This is a genomic window from Desulfoconvexum algidum, from assembly GCF_055382125.1.
The window spans coordinates 1,737,976-1,756,163 of the sequence record NZ_AP042394.1 but is presented as its reverse complement, the minus strand read 5'-3'; the positions used below and the strand labels follow the sequence as shown (position 1 = coordinate 1,756,163).

17 protein-coding genes are annotated in these 18,188 nt (G+C 44.3%); 7 read left to right on the top strand and 10 right to left on the bottom strand.

What is annotated here, in order from left to right; all coding sequences use genetic code 11:
- Window positions 1–259: 259 nt before the first annotated feature.
- Window positions 260–2,497 (top strand): vitamin B12-dependent ribonucleotide reductase, encoded by a 2,238-nt coding sequence (locus ACZ45G_RS08060; protein ID WP_464176812.1) that lies wholly within the window; start codon window positions 260–262, stop codon window positions 2,495–2,497.
- 55 nt (window positions 2,498–2,552) lie between these two features.
- On the opposite strand, the gene hpf is transcribed toward ACZ45G_RS08060, so the two are convergent.
- On the bottom strand, window positions 2,553–2,921 hold the full coding sequence (hpf, locus tag ACZ45G_RS08055) for a ribosome hibernation-promoting factor, HPF/YfiA family (RefSeq protein ID WP_464176810.1): 369 nt from the start codon (window positions 2,919–2,921) through the stop codon (window positions 2,553–2,555).
- A gap of 143 nt (window positions 2,922–3,064) precedes the next feature.
- On the opposite strand from hpf, the gene ACZ45G_RS08050 reads away from it, so the two are divergent.
- Together ACZ45G_RS08050 and ACZ45G_RS08045 are read left to right on the top strand one after the other, a co-directional pair.
- Window positions 3,065–4,699, top strand: coding sequence for an ABC-F family ATP-binding cassette domain-containing protein (locus ACZ45G_RS08050; RefSeq protein ID WP_464176807.1), 1,635 nt, complete (start codon window positions 3,065–3,067; stop codon window positions 4,697–4,699).
- A 160-nt stretch (window positions 4,700–4,859) separates the two neighbouring features.
- On the top strand, window positions 4,860–5,894 hold the full coding sequence (locus ACZ45G_RS08045; RefSeq protein ID WP_464176805.1) for an HDOD domain-containing protein: 1,035 nt from the start codon (window positions 4,860–4,862) through the stop codon (window positions 5,892–5,894).
- 43 nt (window positions 5,895–5,937) lie between these two features.
- Here the strand turns inward: ACZ45G_RS08045 and ACZ45G_RS08040 are convergent, their stop codons facing one another.
- The gene (locus tag ACZ45G_RS08040; RefSeq protein ID WP_464176803.1) at window positions 5,938–6,702 is read right to left on the bottom strand and encodes a 4'-phosphopantetheinyl transferase family protein; all 765 of its coding nucleotides are present in this window, start codon (window positions 6,700–6,702) and stop codon (window positions 5,938–5,940) included.
- A 217-nt stretch (window positions 6,703–6,919) separates the two neighbouring features.
- Window positions 6,920–7,150: a KH domain-containing protein gene (locus ACZ45G_RS08035; protein ID WP_464176801.1), complete on the bottom strand. Its 231-nt coding sequence runs from the start codon at window positions 7,148–7,150 to the stop codon at window positions 6,920–6,922.
- 344 nt (window positions 7,151–7,494) lie between these two features.
- On the opposite strand from ACZ45G_RS08035, the gene ACZ45G_RS08030 reads away from it, so the two are divergent.
- Entirely contained in the window at window positions 7,495–7,917 is a 423-nt protein-coding gene (locus ACZ45G_RS08030; protein ID WP_464176798.1) for an iron-sulfur cluster assembly scaffold protein, read from the top strand.
- Between the two features lie 115 nt (window positions 7,918–8,032).
- Window positions 8,033–8,605 carry a hypothetical protein gene (locus ACZ45G_RS08025; RefSeq protein ID WP_464176796.1) on the top strand — a complete coding sequence of 191 codons (573 nt, stop codon included), beginning with the start codon at window positions 8,033–8,035 and terminating at the stop codon, window positions 8,603–8,605.
- On the opposite strand, the gene ACZ45G_RS08020 is transcribed toward ACZ45G_RS08025, so the two are convergent.
- The 7 genes from ACZ45G_RS08020 to trhA form a co-directional block, all read right to left on the bottom strand.
- The gene (locus ACZ45G_RS08020; RefSeq protein ID WP_464176794.1) at window positions 8,602–9,375 is read right to left on the bottom strand and encodes an amino acid ABC transporter ATP-binding protein; all 774 of its coding nucleotides are present in this window, start codon (window positions 9,373–9,375) and stop codon (window positions 8,602–8,604) included. The genes ACZ45G_RS08025 and ACZ45G_RS08020 overlap by 4 nt on opposite strands.
- Window positions 9,376–9,409: 34 nt before the next feature.
- Window positions 9,410–10,501, bottom strand: a complete 1,092-nt coding sequence (locus tag ACZ45G_RS08015) for an amino acid ABC transporter permease (protein WP_464176792.1) — start codon at window positions 10,499–10,501, stop codon at window positions 9,410–9,412.
- A 14-nt stretch (window positions 10,502–10,515) separates the two neighbouring features.
- Window positions 10,516–11,688 (bottom strand): amino acid ABC transporter permease, encoded by a 1,173-nt coding sequence (locus tag ACZ45G_RS08010; RefSeq protein ID WP_464176790.1) that lies wholly within the window; start codon window positions 11,686–11,688, stop codon window positions 10,516–10,518.
- A gap of 97 nt (window positions 11,689–11,785) precedes the next feature.
- Entirely contained in the window at window positions 11,786–12,799 is a 1,014-nt protein-coding gene (locus ACZ45G_RS08005) for an amino acid ABC transporter substrate-binding protein (RefSeq protein WP_464176788.1), read from the bottom strand.
- A 213-nt stretch (window positions 12,800–13,012) separates the two neighbouring features.
- Window positions 13,013–14,836: a M48 family metallopeptidase gene (locus ACZ45G_RS08000; protein WP_464176786.1), complete on the bottom strand. Its 1,824-nt coding sequence runs from the start codon at window positions 14,834–14,836 to the stop codon at window positions 13,013–13,015.
- 12 nt (window positions 14,837–14,848) lie between these two features.
- On the bottom strand, window positions 14,849–15,427 hold the full coding sequence (locus tag ACZ45G_RS07995) for an NUDIX domain-containing protein (protein WP_464176784.1): 579 nt from the start codon (window positions 15,425–15,427) through the stop codon (window positions 14,849–14,851).
- 136 nt (window positions 15,428–15,563) lie between these two features.
- The gene (gene trhA / locus ACZ45G_RS07990) at window positions 15,564–16,271 is read right to left on the bottom strand and encodes a PAQR family membrane homeostasis protein TrhA (protein WP_464176782.1); all 708 of its coding nucleotides are present in this window, start codon (window positions 16,269–16,271) and stop codon (window positions 15,564–15,566) included.
- A 347-nt stretch (window positions 16,272–16,618) separates the two neighbouring features.
- Between trhA and ACZ45G_RS07985 the strand changes: the two genes are divergently transcribed.
- Both ACZ45G_RS07985 and argC read left to right on the top strand, forming a co-directional pair.
- Window positions 16,619–17,083 (top strand): macro domain-containing protein, encoded by a 465-nt coding sequence (locus tag ACZ45G_RS07985; protein WP_464176780.1) that lies wholly within the window; start codon window positions 16,619–16,621, stop codon window positions 17,081–17,083.
- Between the two features lie 60 nt (window positions 17,084–17,143).
- Complete coding sequence (gene argC / locus ACZ45G_RS07980; RefSeq protein ID WP_464176778.1) at window positions 17,144–18,181, top strand: N-acetyl-gamma-glutamyl-phosphate reductase; 1,038 nt, start codon at window positions 17,144–17,146, stop codon at window positions 18,179–18,181.
- Window positions 18,182–18,188: the final 7 nt, after the last annotated feature.

Sequence of the window (18,188 nt, the reverse complement as noted above, 5' to 3'; positions counted from 1 at the left end):
AAATCTAATTTGTATGTATATTTTCCAAGGAGAAACCTATCCGAATCTTATGTTTTTTTTTAAATAGCCCAAGTGTTATGTTTATATAGATTTAAATTGATGAACTATGAAGAACCCCTATATATTGTGCTTGCATTTTTCCATTAATACTATATAAAGTATATTCACAGATAACGTCAAATTGTTTTCTCCTGGAACCAAAATCAAATTGAGAGAGGTCAAATGGAGACAACCCATAAAAATAACAGGAATTTGGAATATGACAACCCCTAAAGCGCCGACAGAGTCCATACATTTTATCACAAAAAATTCCAGGACGGTGCTGGAAAGACGGTATTTAAAAAAAGACCCATCAGGAAAGGTCTGTGAATCACCAGAACAGATGTTTCGAAGAGTAGCAGCTCATATTGCCCAAGCCGAAAAAAAGCATGATGAACGAGCAGATATCAAAAAAATGGAAGAACTATTCTACAAATTGATGACAGAGTTCAGATTTTTACCCAATTCCCCCACCTTGATGAATGCAGGCAGATCTTTAGGGCAACTGGCAGCCTGTTTTGTTCTCCCCGTGGAAGACAGCATAGATGGTATTTTTGAAACGGTTAAAAATGCTGCCACAATTCACAAGTCTGGCGGTGGAACAGGATTCTCATTTTCACGAATTCGTCCAAAAAACAGCAAAGTCGGTTCCACAGGTGGTGTCGCTTCGGGTCCGGTTTCATTCATGCAAATTTTCAACACAGCAACCGAGCAGGTGAAACAAGGTGGTACAAGGAGAGGAGCCAACATGGCGATTCTTCGTGTGGACCACCCGGATATAATGGAGTTTATAAAATGCAAAAGCAAGAAACAAGCATTGACGAATTTCAATATTTCCGTTGGCGTGACAGACAAGTTTATGACTGCGGTTTCAAAAAATGCCGAGTATGACTTAATCGATCCCCGGACACACGAGTCTTCCGACAAATTGAATGCTGCGGCTGTCTATGAAGAATTAATCAGTCAGGCATGGACCACAGGAGATCCCGGCATCATTTTTTTAGATGAGATCAACCGGCATAATACAACGCCTGGTCTTGGAGAGATGGAATCTACCAACCCCTGCGGAGAACAACCGCTTTTACCCATGGAGGCCTGCAATCTGGGGTCCATAAACCTGATGGCATTTGTGACCGCAAATCAAGGGACCCCTGCCATTGATTTTGACAAATTAAAAGAAACCATCCATCTTTCGGTTCGGTTTCTCGACAATACGATCGATATGTCAAAATACCCCATTAAAGAGATAGAACAAATGGTTCACGGGAACCGAAAAATAGGCCTGGGCATCATGGGATTTGCAGACACGCTTTTTGAATTGAATCTACCCTACGATTCAAATGAGGCCATCGACCTTGCAGAACTTGTCATGTCATTTGTACAAAAAGAATCCCATGCAGCTTCGAGTTCATTAGCCGCTGAAAGGGGGGTGTTCCCCAATTTTGATCAAAGCGTTTTCAAGGACAAAAAAACACCGATGCGGAACGCCACCACAACCACCATTGCCCCCACAGGAACTCTGAGCATTATCGCAGGGTGCTCCAGCGGGGTAGAGCCTGTTTTTGCATTGAGCTATGTTAGAACTGTAATGGATAATGACAAGCTTTTAGAGGTAAACCCTGTTTTTGAAAAAGCGGCTAAAGCCAAAGGGTTTTACGATAAAAAACTAATGGAAAATATTGCTGAGAAAGGAACTGCTAAAGGTATCGCCCAAATTCCCATTGATCTAAGAAAGGTGTTTGTTACAGCACATGATATCAAGCCTTCGGACCATATCAAAATGCAGGCAGCATTTCAAAGGCACACAGATAACGCTGTTTCAAAGACGGTTAATCTTCCCCGGGAGGCTAAAAAGGAAGATGTGAAATTTATTTATGATGCGGCCTATACGCTCAAATGTAAAGGCGTGACCATTTACAGAGACGGCAGCAAAGACAATCAGGTGCTTTCTATTTCCGGCAATACCCATAAAGAGAATGGAACTGACTTTCTGCATGCCGGACGAGAGCGTCCCAATATTCTCGAAGGATTTACCCAAAAAATGAAGACCGGTATGGGATATCTCTATGTAACCGTGTCCGAGTTCAATAACAAGCCATTTGAACTTTTTGCAACCATTGGGAAATCCGGTAAGTCCACAACAGCCAAGACGGAAGCCATCGGCAGGCTTATTTCGCTGGCCTTGAGATCAGGTATAGAAGTAACCGAGATCATAGACCAGATTAAAGGGATTCGAGGTGAACATGCTGTATTTCAAAATGGCGGCTTGGTGCATTCCATTCCCGATGCCATTTCCAAGGTACTTGAGAACCGATATTCACCGACCGGCAGTGCAGAGAATGCAAAGCCGTCTCAAAACCATCTCAAATCGAATCTGTGTCCTGAATGCGGACAGACCATCGCCTTTGAAGAAGGCTGCATGACATGTCATTCATGCGGCTACACCAAGTGCGGTTAAATCTGAAAGGATTATTTCACCAAGTGCTAAGGACCGCAAATCCTATCTGCGGTCCTTACCCGTAACTTGGCACGTCCAAGCCATTGGAGGTGCCAAATTCTGTACCGGTACTTTTGATGCTTTGTTTATCTCCGGCCAGGTGCCGCCTGAGTTTTTCTTTGTTTTTTTTAACCTGTAATTTTAATTTATCTGCCAGGGTATCAATTGATGCATACATATTTTCCGATGCTTCTTTCCCATGAATTCTAAACCCGTCACAGCTGAGGTTTATTTCAACAATGTGACGAATTTTTTCAACAGATAAAACAACATGGGCTTTGGCCGGTTTATCCAGCATTTTGTCCAGTCTGTCAAATTTTTCCTGGACATAAGATTTTAAAGGATCTGAGGGATCAATTTTCTTGAAGGTAAGAGATATTTGCATAAAACCTCCTATATAGGTGACGTTCTGTTTTTCACAATACCATATCTTTGGATCACTATCAACGATTGTAAAATCGACTTTTCTTTTTCTTGCCAATTTGCCATCTGATATGATAATTTTATAATTTTTTTTGGGACGGCAAAATGATTCACCTGACAAAAATATCCAAACAGCACGGTTCTCAGATCCTTTTTTACAATGCCAGTCTGCAGATTCTTCCCGGCACACGCATAGGACTTGTGGGCGCCAATGGAACCGGCAAGACAACCATCTTCCGACTGATCACAGGGGAGGAAGAGGCAGACGATGGAGAGATCTCCCGTGCAAAAAAAATTAAAACGGGTTACTTTTCCCAGGATGTGGGGGAGATGGCAGGTGGATCAGCCCTTCAAGAAGTGATGTCTTCTGCCTCCGATGTGGTGATGCTGGGGGAACAAATGAAAACGATGGAAGCAGCCATGGCTCAGCCCATGGATGAAACAGCCATGGAAATTTTGCTTGGTGAGTATGGGGATGCTGCCGAAGAATTTGAAAATCGCGGCGGGTATGATCTTGAAACCCGAGCACAGACCGTCCTAACGGGCTTGGGCATTGGTCCTGGTGATTTCACACGCCCCGTGGAATCTTTTAGCGGTGGATGGAAGATGCGCATTGCCCTGGCAAAAATCCTAACCATCCGTCCGGATGTCCTGCTCCTGGACGAACCCACCAACCATCTGGACATGGAATCCATCATATGGCTGGAAAATTGGCTGATCAATGATTTTTCGGGTGCTCTTTTAATGACCTGCCATGACCAGGATTTCATGAACAAGGTGGTGAGCAGAACCGTTGAGGTGGCCAACCACACCACCACCACCTATGGCGGAAACTATGATTTTTATATCCGGGAGCGGGAAATTCGACTAAAACAGCTCCTGGCCAGCCACAGGCGCCAGCAGGAGATGCTTGCCAAGGAAGAAAACTTCATTACCCGTTTCAAAGCACGGGTATCCCATGCAGCCCAGGTGCAGTCCCGCATCAAAAAACTGGAAAAAATAAAGCGAATTGAATTGCCGGAACAGCAGCGGATCATCAAATTGGAATTTTCCGCACCTCCGCGTTCAGGGGATGATGTCGTTCTTTTGGATGGGCTTACAAAAACATGGAAAACACCAGACAGAGAGCCAAAAACGGTTTTCTCTGATATTACCGGGCTGATTAACCGACAGAATAAAATTGCCGTGGTCGGGGTCAACGGAGCCGGTAAGTCCACCTTTTTAAAGGTGCTGGCAGGCGAGACAAACCCGACAAAAGGCGAGGCCAAAATCGGTGCCAGCGTAAAAATAGGTTACTTTAGCCAACACGCCATGGATCTCCTTGATTCAAAAAAAACCATTTTTGAAACCATCCAGGAAGCGCTGCCCCTTGCAGGGATAGGCATTATTCGCAACCTATGCGGTGCGTTTCTCTTTTCAGGAGATGATGTGGATAAACGGATCGCCCAGCTTTCAGGTGGAGAAAAAAGCCGGGTGGTCCTGGCAACCCTCCTGGGACAGCCCATAAATTTTTTGATCCTCGACGAACCGACCAACCACCTGGATATTCAGTCCCGAGAGGTTCTGCTCCATGCCCTGAAGCAATTTGCCGGCACCATTGTTCTGGTAAGTCACGACCGGCATTTTCTCCGCTGCCTTGTGGATCATGTTTTTGAAATCGACCAGGGAAAGATGACCGTTTATAAAGGTGACTACGAATACTATCTGTCAAAAACAGGACGGGATCACAAAGAAATATAGGACCACGCCCCTCCATTACATTTTAGTTTTCCCTATTTTATGCGATTCACCTCATTGCTTGCAAGTAACACAAAAAAACGGTATACGAAATAAACGGGTCGAAAATTCCGCCCAGGAGCATAATAACCGTCTGCCTACTTGAACAGGGAAATTGATAAAAATGGAAAATTCGCTGGCTGGAGAAAAAACCATTGCTTTTAGTATTGCCCAGGAAATTTTATCCACAAGTGTCAATATCCCCACGATTCCGGCCAACGGAACAAAAATCATTGCCATTACCCGGCAGCCCATAGATAAAATAGATATCCTCCGTTTTGTAAAACTTGTGGAATCAGACCCCGGGCTTTACACCAGAATTCTGCAATTGGCCAACTCGCCCTTTTACGCTGAGATGGATAAGATTGTCAGCCTGAGGGCTGCCATTACCCGCATCGGTCTTGTTGAAATCGTAAGTTCCGTCTGCCTGCATTTTTTCCAGAAAATGCTGCCCAAGTTTCCTGATATTAAAGGATTTTCCTATGATGATTTTTGGTCATATTCCTGGGCATGCGCTGTGGCCAATCGACGGCTTGGCCACCCCAATTTAGGGATGGGGGTTCTACCAGGAGAGCTGTATATGACCGGAATGCTCCATGGGGTCGGAAAACTGTTGATGGCCATTCACAATCCCCATGAATTTTCCCTTTGTCTCAAAAAAGCCAGGGAGCTTAAGCTTCCCTTGCACCAGGTGGAAAAAGATGTATTTGGAACCACAGATGCCTTTGTGGCCGCCGCTGTTTTGAAATCTTGGAATCTCCCCCCTAATATCTGCGAAGGGGTGGCCTTTCATCAAATGCCCGAATTGGCACCACCGGAACACGTCACAATTGCAGGACTAACCCAATTTGCCTATGTGATTGCGGGCATGTCCGGGCATGGTTGCAATGGGGATGGTCTTGGTATGGATCTGGCCGCCACTTATTTGGGGCAATTGCCCAAACTCAAATTTTCCGAGCCAGAGGTCCAGAAACGACTTGTTCAGGAAATAATGAACTCCCTGAATGGAAAATCAAATAAAGTTACCCCCAGGCCCCCTGAACCTCAAGTTAAAGAGCGTGGGTCAAAAAAGACTGACAATGTCTCTGCTAAAACCCCGGCCCTGACCGAACCGGCAAAGAAAGGCGTATTTGGCTGGATTAAATCTCTTTGGAGTTAACCCTATACCCCCGAAAAAAGAGTCATCTCCACTTCTAACGGTGTTAAATAACCTTGATCTGGTCCTGTTTTATTATCTCTTCAAATGGAACACATTGGTATATTTTGACCTTAAACCCAAGGGTTTTAGGGGCACAAATCGTAATGGCCGCCTTGAAACTATCGAGCAAAGCAAACCTGAAAAAAGAAAAATTATTTGCATCATCGTTGTTACCGGAATGAAATTGGATTGCAGTGCCCACCCGGCTGATCGTAAAGCTGAATTTATCAAGGGGAATTGACAAACCACGGCCCTTTGCCTTGATATAGGATTCTTTTAAGGTCCAAAAATCAAAAAACAAGTTTCGTTTTTCATCTTCCATTGTCTGTCCAAGCACCTCGGATTCCTGTTTTGAAAAAAAACGGTTTGCTATATTCATATCAATTTTTCGGGTTGAATCTTCCACATCGATCCCGATTTCATGGTCAAGGACCACGGCACAGACACTCAAACCATTTGCATGGGAAAGATTAAAAAAAATGGGGATGTCCGTCATGCCCGATATGAGGCGGGGCTTTCCATGACTGTTTTCCTCAAACCCAAGGGTTTGGGGGGAAATTTTCGTACATTGGGACAAAACAAACCGGACGAGACCTCTGGTCACAAGACAGGTGTGGCGATCTTTTTCAAATATATACCTGTCTATTTTTGATTGTTCTTTTTTGCTGGATATCTCCCGATAGGTTCTCAGTAAAGACGGGGTTTGGATCTCACCCGTCCGTGTATAAAAGAAAAGGATTTCCCCGGGGTTTAAAACAATTTTTTCCAATTAATTTCCTTAAGACTCAGTTGTCGGCACACCCATTCCTGCCCTGTCTTTTCCTACACTGTTACTTTGTTTGTAATATCACAAAATGTAGCCAAAGCATAGTCAACCAGCCCATTGCAATTATTAAACATACCAATACTTAAGGATTTCTCTCCAGAAAAAATAGCAAGAAATCGTTTCCTGGTTTTAATAAAATTTAAGAGGCTGTCTTAAGGTCTTATTCGACAATTTCCAAAATCACTCGTTTCTGCTCTTTAGCCGAGGCACAAGATAAAATGGTTCGCATGGCTTGGGCGGTTCTCCCTTTTTTGCCAATGACCTTACCAAGGTCATCCTTTGCAACCCTTAACTCCAGAACAAGGGTTTGCTGGGCCTTGATTTCTTCAACACTTACCTCATCGGGATCATCGACCAATGCCTGGGCAATATACTTAATCAACTCTTTCATAACGCGATCTCCTTCGTCCAAGGTGATAATGAAAATGTAATTTAAGTTTCAGCTATCATGTTGCGGTAATTAATATTAGGGCTACTTTCGAAATATTTTTTAACCATATCATAACCGACTATAATCACAAGTATTATTTCTGGCCTTTCGGGGGTTAGATTCACTTTTTTTTATGACGCCTCGTATTCATGCTATTTTTTTTTGTAACAATCACCCATTTCGCTTGACATAAAAAAGAAATTAATTATTTTAGGGGGGACATTAAATTTGTAAATCTGAATATTTTAGTATACTGTCCAGTAAAATATTCTTTTTATACTTAGGACAGAACAAAAGGAACGCTTGTGGTCACTGAAACTGTATTATCAACTGCTGAACGTAAAATGCTGTCAGAAGCCGGTTATGCCAATCCGGCAATCAATTATTTTCTCGAAAAAAAATATATGGGCCACCTTGAAAATGCCGATCAGGTATCTCAAAAGATTGGATCCTGCGGCGATATTATGAAAGTCTACATCAAGCTAGGCGAAAATGACATCATCGATGATGTCCGGTATGAAATAACGGGCTGTGCCGGGGCCATTTCTGCTGCCATGGCAGTTGTGGATCTGGTCAAAGGGAAAACCCTGGATGAAGCTCTCAAGATAAATGATGGAGATGTCTTTAAGGTATTGGAAAATATCCCGGAAAAGAAACATCATTGTATTCAGCTTGCTGTAAAAACCATGCACCAGGGGATTGAGGAATTAAAATCTGGCAAAAACTAAAATAAAAAGGTGGTTCGCCTATATTCTTGTCACCTTTGTCCTCCTGTTAAACGGGTGCACCTCTGCCACAGATTTTCACCTGGAAAATCTTGCCAAGACAGACGTCAATCTGATATTGGAAATTCATATCAACCAGGTGGCAGATCTCTTAAAAACCCTGACCCGAAAGCTCTATAGAATGAATTCCATGGAGCTTGGCAAGACACCCGGGGCAACAATTGATTCACAGGTGACCAGGATATTCCAATGCCCGCCGGTTCAAACCGACAGCACCCTTGAGAACAAAGAGGGGGCCGATGCTATTTTGCTTGGGTTTGAACCCGGGTATGAAGGAGACCGGGTTTTTGCAATGATGTATGGACTTTATACCATGCTCCATGCATCATACAGCAAAAAATGTGATCTTTTTCTGCTGGACTTTTTAGATGCCCAAAGCCTTTACAACAGCGCCCGGAATATTGAAATTCTTGTCTGGAGACTTAAAGCTCGGCATCTGCCAAATGGTGACCTTTTCCTGGTAACCAACGTGTGTGACGGCCCCATTGAAAACTTAAGTTTTGAGCGAATTTTCGGCAAACTCATTTCCCTTCAAGACACCATGGCCCTGATTGTCGCAACCAGAACCGGACGGCTGATAACAGATGCCGTCCACATAACAGGGATGGCCTTTTTGCCCATTGGCTTTTAAAACAAAATCTGGCTTAAAAAAAGCTTTGTTCTATCGCTCTGGGGGTTATTGAAAAAGTCGTGTGGGTTATTTTCTTCTATAATTTCACCGGCATCCATGAAAAGCACCCTGTGGGCAACACTCTTGGCAAACCCCATTTCATGGGTGACAACAATCATGGTCATCCCGTCCTGGGCAAGGTTGATCATGACTTCGAGAACCTCTTTTACCATCTCAGGATCAAGGGCAGATGTGGGTTCATCAAAGAGCATAATATTGGGTTTCATGCAAAGGCTTCTGGCAATGGCCACGCGCTGCTGCTGGCCGCCGGACAACTGGCCGGGAAATTTTTGTGCCTGCTCAGCTATCTGTACCTTTTCAAGATAGTACATGGCCGTTTCTTCCGCTTCTTTTTTAGGAACCTTTCGAACCCAGATAGGGCCCATTGTTAAATTTTCAACAATGGTAAGATGGGGAAACAGGTTAAAATGTTGGAACACCATGCCCACCTCTGATCGGACTTTTTCAATATTTTTCAGGTCCTTGGTCAGCTCAATGCCATCTACAATAATTTTTCCCTTTTGATGCTCTTCAAGCCGGTTGATACATCGGATAAGGGTTGATTTTCCAGATCCGGATGGCCCGCAAACAACAATACGTTCACTTTTTTTAACATCCAGATTAATGTTTTTTAAAACATGAAAATCTCCAAACCATTTGTGCATATCAGAAATTTTAATGATGGTCTCTTCACTTGAAACATCGATTTTGTTTGTGTTGTCTTGGTTCATAAATTATCGCTTAATAAATAAAGTTATTAAAAAATTACAGCCCTGTATCCAATTCTTTTTCCAGTTGTCTGCTGTAGTTGGACATGAAAAAGCAGCAGACAAAATAAATCAGTGCAATAAAAATGTAGGCTTCTGCTGAAAACCCCATCCATCTAGGCTCTGACAAGGTTGACTGGGTTGTTTTCAGCAAATCGTATAACCCGATAATGACCACCAGGGAGGTATCCTTAAACGCTGAAATCAAGACGCTGACCGACGGCGGAATAACAATTTTCAATGCCTGGGGTAAAATGATCAATCGCATGGTTTGAGGATAGTTTAACCCAATGGACTCGGCAGCCTCAAATTGGCCCGTATTCATGCCCTGGAGCCCGCCCCTGACCACCTCTGCTATATATGCTGCCGTAAACAAGATAATGGCGACCTGGGCCCGCAAAATACCGCTGATTGTGACACCCTCGGGAAGAAACAAGGGAAAAACAACCGATGACATGAACAAAAGACTGATGAGGGGGACACCGCGAATCAGTTCGATATAAAAAACACTGAAGGTTTTTATCACCGGCAGATTGGACTGCCGGCCAAGGGCCAGGAGTATCCCCATAGGATATGCTGCGGTCAAACCAAAAACAGACAGCAGCAAGGTCAATATCAAGCCGCCCCATTTTCCAATTTCAACGGGTTCCAGCATAAAAATGCCGCCCCGGAGCAAAACCCCCATGACCACCAAAGCGATCAACCAGGCATACCCAAGATAGGGATTCCAATAGCGTCTATTACGGCTGATAAACAGCAGGGAGACAAGTAAAACGATGGCCGTGACGGGACGCCACAGGATATGCTGGGGGTAAAACCCGAACAGCATAACTTTATAGTTGGAGGTGATGACGGACCAGCAGGCCCCGGTTCCCTCCCTGCAGTTTGCATCCGGGTGCCAGCAGGCATCTAAAAATGCCCATTTAATAAAAGGAACGACTGAAAACCATAATATCCCCAGAATAATAAGCGTAAGGATGGTATTGCCGGGACTGCTGAGCAAATTCCCCCGTATCCATCCGATGACCCCTACGCTTGAAATCGGCGGTTTTACGACACTCTTTTGATCTATATTTGCATGTGTTTCCATAATAACCTAAAGGATCACCTTTCTACCAGTTTCGTTTTTTTATTGTACCAATTCATAAAGGCCGAGGTTGATAAGCTGAAGAAAAGATAGACAATCATGATCAACATGACCCCTTCGATGGCCTGACCTGTCTGATTGATGGCAGTCCCTGCAACCGAGACAAAATCCGGATATCCAATGGCAACCGCAAGAGAGCTGTTTTTTGTCAAATTGAGCAGCTGGCTGGTGAGGGGCGGAATAATAACCCGCAATGCCTGGGGCAAAATAATCAGATTTAATAATTGCCCGGGTTTTAAACCGATGGCCATGGCCGCCTCGGTTTGGCCCTTGGAAACAGCCTGGATACCTGCACGAACGACTTCTGCGACAAAGGCTGCCGTATATAATACAAGCCCCAGTAGAAGGGCGGCAAATTCCGGGCTGACAGCCATCCCTCCCTTGAAATTAAATCCCGTTAACACCGGCACGCTCATCTGGGTTGGTGAACCGCCCGCAAGCCAGCACGCAAAGGGGAATCCAAGAACGAGAAGAAAGGATACCTTGATAATCGGAAAAATCTCACCGGTGGCATCCTGCCGTTTTTTTGCCCATCGTTTAATAAAGAAAATAAGAACGGCGGCAAGGAGGATTGAAAGGGCCATATATTTATAAACAGGATGGGCTGCTGGGATGCCAAAAATCAGCCCTCGATTGCACAAAAACAACCCTCCAAAGGGATTGAGCGCTTGCCTGGGTGACGGCAGCATCTCGTAAAAAAAGGCATACCAGAAAAAAAGCTGCAAAAGAACGGGAATATCCTGGAAAAGTTCAATATACCCTGCCGCACATTTATTGACCAGCCAGTTTTTCGATAATCGGGCAATCCCTAAAAAAGTGCCCAGGACAACGGTCAAAAGAATGCCGATAAAAGATACCAGCAGCGTGTTTAAGAAACCAACGGAAAGGGCCTTTAAGTATCTGTCGGCTGCTGAGTATTCGATTAAGGACTCACCGATTTCAAAGGAAGCCTCTTTGTTTAAAAATCCAAACCCGGTAGCAATGTTTTGATTTGCAAGGTTGGTCATGGTGTTGGAAACCAGGTACCAGGCAATAAATGCAACAAAAAGTGCGGTGCCAATCTGGTAAATGATCGCTCGTTTATCAGGGTCATACCAAAACGAAATGTTTTCTGAATTTTTAATCTTCATAACTTTATTCAATATACTCTTTCACAGTACGTTTAAAATCGGTACGTTTAAAACGTATGGTGCAACTTGCATTGCACCATACGTCATTCAAAAAGAATTATTTAAACGGAGGAGAGTACATCAATCCACCATCTGTCCAGAGAGCGTTGAGTCCTCGTTCAATACCGAGCTGGGTATTTACGCCAACATTTCTTTCAAAAACTTCGCCATAGTTACCCACCATTTTAACAATGTTGTAGGCAAATTTTTCATCAAGCCCAAGGGATTCACCGTTACCTGGAGTAACTCCCAAGAATCTTTGGATCTTCGGGTTAGTGCTTTTCAGCATTTCGTCAACATTTTTAGAGGTAATGCCAAGCTCCTCAGCGTTGATCAGGGCCAGCACAGAAAAGTTTACAATATCTTTCCATTTATTGTCTCCATGCCTTACAGCAGGCGCCAGTGGTTCTTTGGAAATGATATCGGGAAGGATGACGTAATCTTTGGCATTTGGGGCAACGGCGCGCTGTCCTGCAAGCTGGGATGCGTCAGAGGTCAGGGCATCACACCGGCCTGCAAAAAATGCCTTGTTAAGTTCGGCCGTATTTTCAATAACAACCGGATTCATTTTCATTCCGTTTGACCTGAAATAATCGGCAACATTCATTTCCGTGGTTGTTCCGGGAAGGACACAGATAGAAGCGCCGTCCAGCTCTTTTGCACTTTTTACACCCAGGTCCTTGCGAACAAGGAACCCCTGGCCGTCGTAGTAATTAACGACACCAAAATCAAGGCCATATGAAGTATCACGGCTCAGGGTCTGGGTACAATTTCTGAAAAGGACATCAATCTCACCGGACTGCAATGAAGTAAATCTTGTTTTAGCGGTCAGCGGGGTGAATTTTATTTTGTCAGGACTGCCAAAAACGGCAACGGCAACAGCTCTTGCACAATCAACATCAAGCCCTTTCCATACACCGTTCTCATCGGCTTTACCAAACCCAAACAGGTCTCCGTTAACACCGACCTGAACATACCCCTTGGCCTTAACATCTTCCAGAGTGCCTGCCATGGCAAATGTGGACATGCCAAGGACGGTGATACAAACAGCTAACAATCTTACAAATTTCATAGATACTTCCCTCCGGTTAATTTGTTAGTAATGCTGAATAATTCATTAAAAATTATTCCTTCGTTAATAAAAAAACAATTGCTTGAAACGCTGATCCTAAGGGCATACTATATTCTTCGAGACAACGCAAGGTTTCAAATACTCTGTTTTTAAAAAAAATAATAATATCTTTGAGGCACACTCCTGGCGTATCTCCGGCAGCCTCAAAGAAATTTATTCGCCCATTTTCTCAAACCGCGCCACCTGCTCCCTGTAATAGGATTGTTTTTCTTTGGCCAGGGACAGGGCTTCTCGTGCCGCCTCAATTGCCTGCGCCTTTCTTTTATTTAAGGCCAGGGCCTCGGCATAGGTATCCAGGACAAATGCCTCCCGCTTGAGTAAAACAGCCTGAAAGGCTAACTCAAGGGCTCTTGGGGCATCCCTGAATTTTTCATCCGGGCAGGTGGCAAGCAGCCAGGCAAGATTATTCAGGGCATGAATATTTTTAGCATCAATAAGAATCACATTTTCATAGGCAACCCTAGCCTTGTCATAGGCTTTTTCATTGTAATGATAATCTCCCACAACCGCATAGATGTCTGAATTCTCCGGATCTACCTCCAATTGCTGGAAGAGTATTTCCTTGGCAACATACTTTTCAAACGCTTCCTTTGCGCCACCATAGCTGATACTATATCCTGTACAAAACAGGGCAAGAACCAATAAAAGATACCCGATCATCAGCGTTTTCACCCGCCTGTGATGACGGGCGATCAACATCGGGGATTCCTGACATTGTTCCAGAAACCGAATTCTTTCACCGATTCCAAAATGATGCCAGTTCGGTTTGTCAATGGGCTGCCGGCTCAAGGCGGCTATCTTATAAAAGGTAGAGACCAGGGAAGCTGCATCCCGTTGAAACCCATATACATGTATATCTGCCTGGCGCTCAAAGTTTCGCATAAAAAACCCGAACACAAACCTGAAATATATCACAAACGAGCCGATCAACGACATACAGATGAGGGCGGGATAGACATCTCCTTTATCGATTCCCAGCAAAGAAAATGTCTGGTAAACCGGACCTGCAATATAAAGCAGGAGTATCATGGGCTCAAAAAAAACAAAATTACACCCGACAAACCCGGCAAAAAAGAAGAGATAAAAAAGCATGTGATATCGTTGAACATGACCAATTTCATGGAGAATAACCGCATCAAGTTCATCGTCATCCAGCGCATCCATCAGGGCTGGTGTAACCAAAATATATCGGAATCGCCCCACAAGCCCCATGACACCGGCGGTGATCATGCTGCCGCCAAAAAGCTCCCATTTTAAGATATCCGCATAGGCTAACCCGGCCCTGGTGCAGGTTGCTTCAATTCGGGCCCGGTAAGCCCCCGGTTCAAGGGAGGTACACCCCCAAAGTTTTTTTATCAGGACCGGACCAAAAACAGAAATAAGGATCAAAAATGTCAAAATATAGACAATTTCACCTGCCGTTGTATTAAAATAGGTTCGAACAGGTCCAGGGGGCAAAAACTGAATCAAATCGGCAAACAAAGACAGAAAAAACCAGGGAAGTAAGGCGGGCAGGGAAAATGAGATGTTTGAACCAATATAACGCTTTTGGGTCAGATTTACGGGAAGATATCGTTTTTGAACCCCATAGGCTGCATTCCAAACGATAACAAGGTAGGCGAGAAAGAGGCCCAGGAACAAAACAGCTGCGAGGGTAGGGATACGGGTAAACAACCAGACATCGGCAAAAAAAAGCGGAAGCCTGAACACATAAATATTGGCAGCAAAAAGTATTAAAGCCATCATGGACAGCTTTGAGATTGCCCTGTTAATGGAATGGTCCAGCCCGAAAGAAGACCCTTTGCCTCCCCTTTGAGCGAGCCGTTTAAACCATGTATGGCAAATCACAGCAAATACAGCCGCAGAGATCAGGCTGTAATAGAGGTTATTCGGGTCAAAATTTTTGGTTTTATCAAAAAGTTCGAAAGAGGCATAGATCACAAGGGCGATCAGAAAATATAAAAAATTTGAAAACACGAGAAAATTTCCTTAACTGATAATGCCGTAATCGGCAAACATGCTTAACACCATCCAGGATTTTACATCAAATTTAAGACCCGGTTTTGAGATCAATCCCTTGGCCGCGTCTCGGGAAAGCAATATCACCTCAATGTCCTCGGACATCTCGTTGAATTCATTGCTGGGGGTTCCTTCACATTCAACAAATAAAAGGCTGATGGTTTCATCTGTCAGCCCCGATGAGGAATAAATGGCGGGACTTTTTTTCAAAACCCGGGTGATTGCCAGGCCTGTTTCTTCAAGAAGCTCGCGTTCCCCTGCCTGGACAATGGTTTCTCCTTTGTCCACAAGGCCTGCGGGAAATCCATACTGCCAACCACCCAGCGCGACCCGAAACTCCTTGATAATCACTAATTTTTCCGCTTGCCGATGAAAGGGGACCACGACCACGGCATCCACACCCACCTTTTCCTGATTCAAGGGATCGGGATCTTGGGATCGGGATGCAAACACCCAGTTTTTAATATTTTTAGCCCGATCCCTGTATTGAATGGAAAACAGGTTCACATGTTTGCAGTCGGTTATTTTTTCTATCTGGCAGATCTCCATCTCAACTCCTCCATCCCAACTCCTCCATCATAGTACCTTTGCCCCAATGGTTTAAGTATATGATAAGCATTGAAAACACAAACTACCCCCCAAAGGCAATGACTGTTACAAAGAAGTCAAAAAATTACAAGAAATTTTAATTGATAACCATCAAATATCGGAAGGAAAGCCAGAAATGGCAGGCACTCCCCAAAAGGACAAAGAGGTGCCATATCTCATGAAAGCCCACTATTCCGGGAAAGGGGTTGGGTTTTTTAAGGGCGTATCCCAGGGCACCAACGCTGTAAAAAACCCCGCCCATGGCCAGCCAGACGAGACAAATGGGTTCAACGGTTTTCACCAATGGATAAATGACCACCAGGCAAAGCCAACCCATCATCAAATAAATACAGGTGGAAACCCACCGGGGTGCCTTTATGTAAAAGATTTTAATGAAAATCCCAATGACCGCAATGGACCAGACGATGGCAAAAAGACTCCATCCCCAGGGTCCCCGAAGAGGCACCAGGCAAAGGGGAGTATAGGATCCAGCAATGACCATGAAAATCATAATATGATCAATTTTACGAAGGGTCAAAAGGGCTTTTTCCGATATGCACAGACCATGGTAAAGAAAGCTTGCCGTATACATAAGAATTAAGGTGATGCCAAAAATGGAAAAAGAAACCACATGCCAAAGATCAGCCCGGTCAGCTGCAAAAACAACCAGAAGGATCAGCCCGATAGCAGATCCGACGGCACCTGCCATATGGGAGATGGTGTTTACCGGCTCCCTGAAAAATTTGATAGAACCATACATGGAACTTAGGATACTGACACTCCCCATGGGTTCAACAAGAACCATGGATTTTTACATTTTTTTTACCAATTTTAAAACCATACAGCCCTTGGCCCATTGCTTACCAGTCACCAAAACGATCATATCCCATCACTCATACAGGATATTGCCGTCAATTTCATGACATCCCATGACCAGATGAACCCCTTTTCCCTCTGCAAGGCTTCTCAATTCATGGAACTGGTGAACATAGCTGCTTTAATTTTTTTCAACCACCGCCTTATGCCTATTGCTTATGGGGAGGAATCTAACTTTTTACCCTATTATTATTACAATTTATCGACACCGGGAATAATTTTTGCATATTTTGACATGAACAGTTTATACAAAAAAATCCAGAGGAACCGGGAAATATGAAAATTTTAAAAGGAGATCTGATTTCACTGGCCCTGTCAGGCAAGTTTGATGTTATCATCCACGGGTGCAATTGTTTTTGCAGCATGGGTGCGGGCATTGCACAACAGATAAGCGAGACCTTTCCCCCTGCCTTTCATGCAGATTTTGAAACCGGACCAGGGGACCGGGAAAAACTTGGAACCTATTCAAGGGCAATCGTTAAGATCAGCGGGAAACCCCTGACAATCATAAACGGATATACCCAATACCATTATTCAGGGGCCCATGTGCTGGCAGATTATGATGCAATTGCGGCCCTGTTTTCCCAAATAAAAATGGATTTTTCAGGGGAAAGAATAGGGTATCCAAAGATAGGTGCCGGACTTGCAGGCGGAGACTGGAAAAAAATAAGTGAGATTATTGATCACCAACTTGCAGGAGAAGATCACACATTGGTTGAATATTTGAGTTTGCATAAATAGTGTTTTTGGCATAAAATAACGATTTAAAAAATAAATCCATTACCAGGTAGGCAAACGATTATGATCAAGGTAGGCATTGCAGGCGCATCGGGCTATACAGGAGTAGAACTTGTCAAATTGATTTCCAACCACCCCCAGGCCCGGTTGGAAGCAATTACGTCCAGCAGTTACAAGGGAAAGCCGCTAACAGATATTTTCCCCTCCATGCGGGGTTTTGAATCCCTCATTTGTGAAGATCTGGATGCACGCGCCCTCGCAAACCGGGTGGACCTCATGTTTCTTGCCCTGCCCCATAAGGTTTCCATGGCCTATGCAGCGCCATTACTAGAGCAGGGAATTAAGGTGATTGACCTGTCTGCTGATTTCAGATTCAGCGACCCTGCTGCCTATGAAAAGGCTTATCAACCACATACTGCCAAGGATCTTCTGGCCCAAAGTGTTTATGGTCTGTCTGAAATCTACCGGGACCAGATTAAGACAGCCAGAATCATTGGAAACCCCGGATGCTATCCCACCACGATCCTTCTGGCCCTGCTCCCCCTTATCAGAGAGAAACTCATACACCTTGACGGAATTATCTCCGATTCTAAATCCGGAGTCAGCGGAGCCGGCAGGTCCCTTTCTTTAGCAGCCCACTATTGTGAGGCAAACGAATCCTTTGCCCCTTATAAAATAGGGAACCACCGGCACACCCCGGAAATAGAGGAAATTTTAAGTATTCATGCCGAAGAAAAGGTCAAAATCACCTTTGTACCCCATCTGGTACCGGTAACAAGGGGAATGGTTTCCACGATTTACGGACAGGCCACCCCATCTGTATGCCTTAAAGATATTCGCCAGGCATACCGAAAATGGTATATGGAAGAACCCTTTGTCCGACTGCTGCCCGACGGATGTTTTCCTTCCATGTCCCATGTCAGGGGAACCAATTGCTGTGACATTGGATGCCATTTTGATGAAGACACCGGTAGAATTATCCTTGTCTCTGCCATTGATAACCTGTTAAAAGGTGCTGCAGGACAAGCAGTCCAAAATATGAACATCATGTTTGGGCTGGCCGATGAGATTGGTTTGGACTATGTCCAGACTCCTTTATAAGGGGGTC

Excerpts from the sequence above, each read along its gene's own strand:
- ACZ45G_RS08020 (WP_464176794.1), bottom strand. The coding sequence starts at position 9,375 with ATGAACCAAGACAACACAAACAAAATCGATGTTTCAAGTGAAGAGACC.
- ACZ45G_RS08015 (WP_464176792.1), bottom strand. The coding sequence starts at position 10,501 with ATGGAAACACATGCAAATATAGATCAAAAGAGTGTCGTAAAACCGCCG.
- hpf (WP_464176810.1), bottom strand. The coding sequence starts at position 2,921 with ATGCAAATATCTCTTACCTTCAAGAAAATTGATCCCTCAGATCCTTTA.
- ACZ45G_RS07985 (WP_464176780.1), top strand. The coding sequence starts at position 16,619 with ATGAAAATTTTAAAAGGAGATCTGATTTCACTGGCCCTGTCAGGCAAG.
- trhA (WP_464176782.1), bottom strand. The coding sequence starts at position 16,271 with ATGGTTCTTGTTGAACCCATGGGGAGTGTCAGTATCCTAAGTTCCATG.
- ACZ45G_RS08005 (WP_464176788.1), bottom strand. The coding sequence starts at position 12,799 with ATGAAATTTGTAAGATTGTTAGCTGTTTGTATCACCGTCCTTGGCATG.
- ACZ45G_RS08060 (WP_464176812.1), top strand. The coding sequence starts at position 260 with ATGACAACCCCTAAAGCGCCGACAGAGTCCATACATTTTATCACAAAA.
- ACZ45G_RS08035 (WP_464176801.1), bottom strand. The coding sequence starts at position 7,150 with ATGAAAGAGTTGATTAAGTATATTGCCCAGGCATTGGTCGATGATCCC.
- ACZ45G_RS08045 (WP_464176805.1), top strand. The coding sequence starts at position 4,860 with ATGGAAAATTCGCTGGCTGGAGAAAAAACCATTGCTTTTAGTATTGCC.
- ACZ45G_RS07995 (WP_464176784.1), bottom strand. The coding sequence starts at position 15,427 with ATGGAGATCTGCCAGATAGAAAAAATAACCGACTGCAAACATGTGAAC.
- ACZ45G_RS08010 (WP_464176790.1), bottom strand. The coding sequence starts at position 11,688 with ATGAAGATTAAAAATTCAGAAAACATTTCGTTTTGGTATGACCCTGAT.
- ACZ45G_RS08050 (WP_464176807.1), top strand. The coding sequence starts at position 3,065 with ATGATTCACCTGACAAAAATATCCAAACAGCACGGTTCTCAGATCCTT.
- argC (WP_464176778.1), top strand. The coding sequence starts at position 17,144 with ATGATCAAGGTAGGCATTGCAGGCGCATCGGGCTATACAGGAGTAGAA.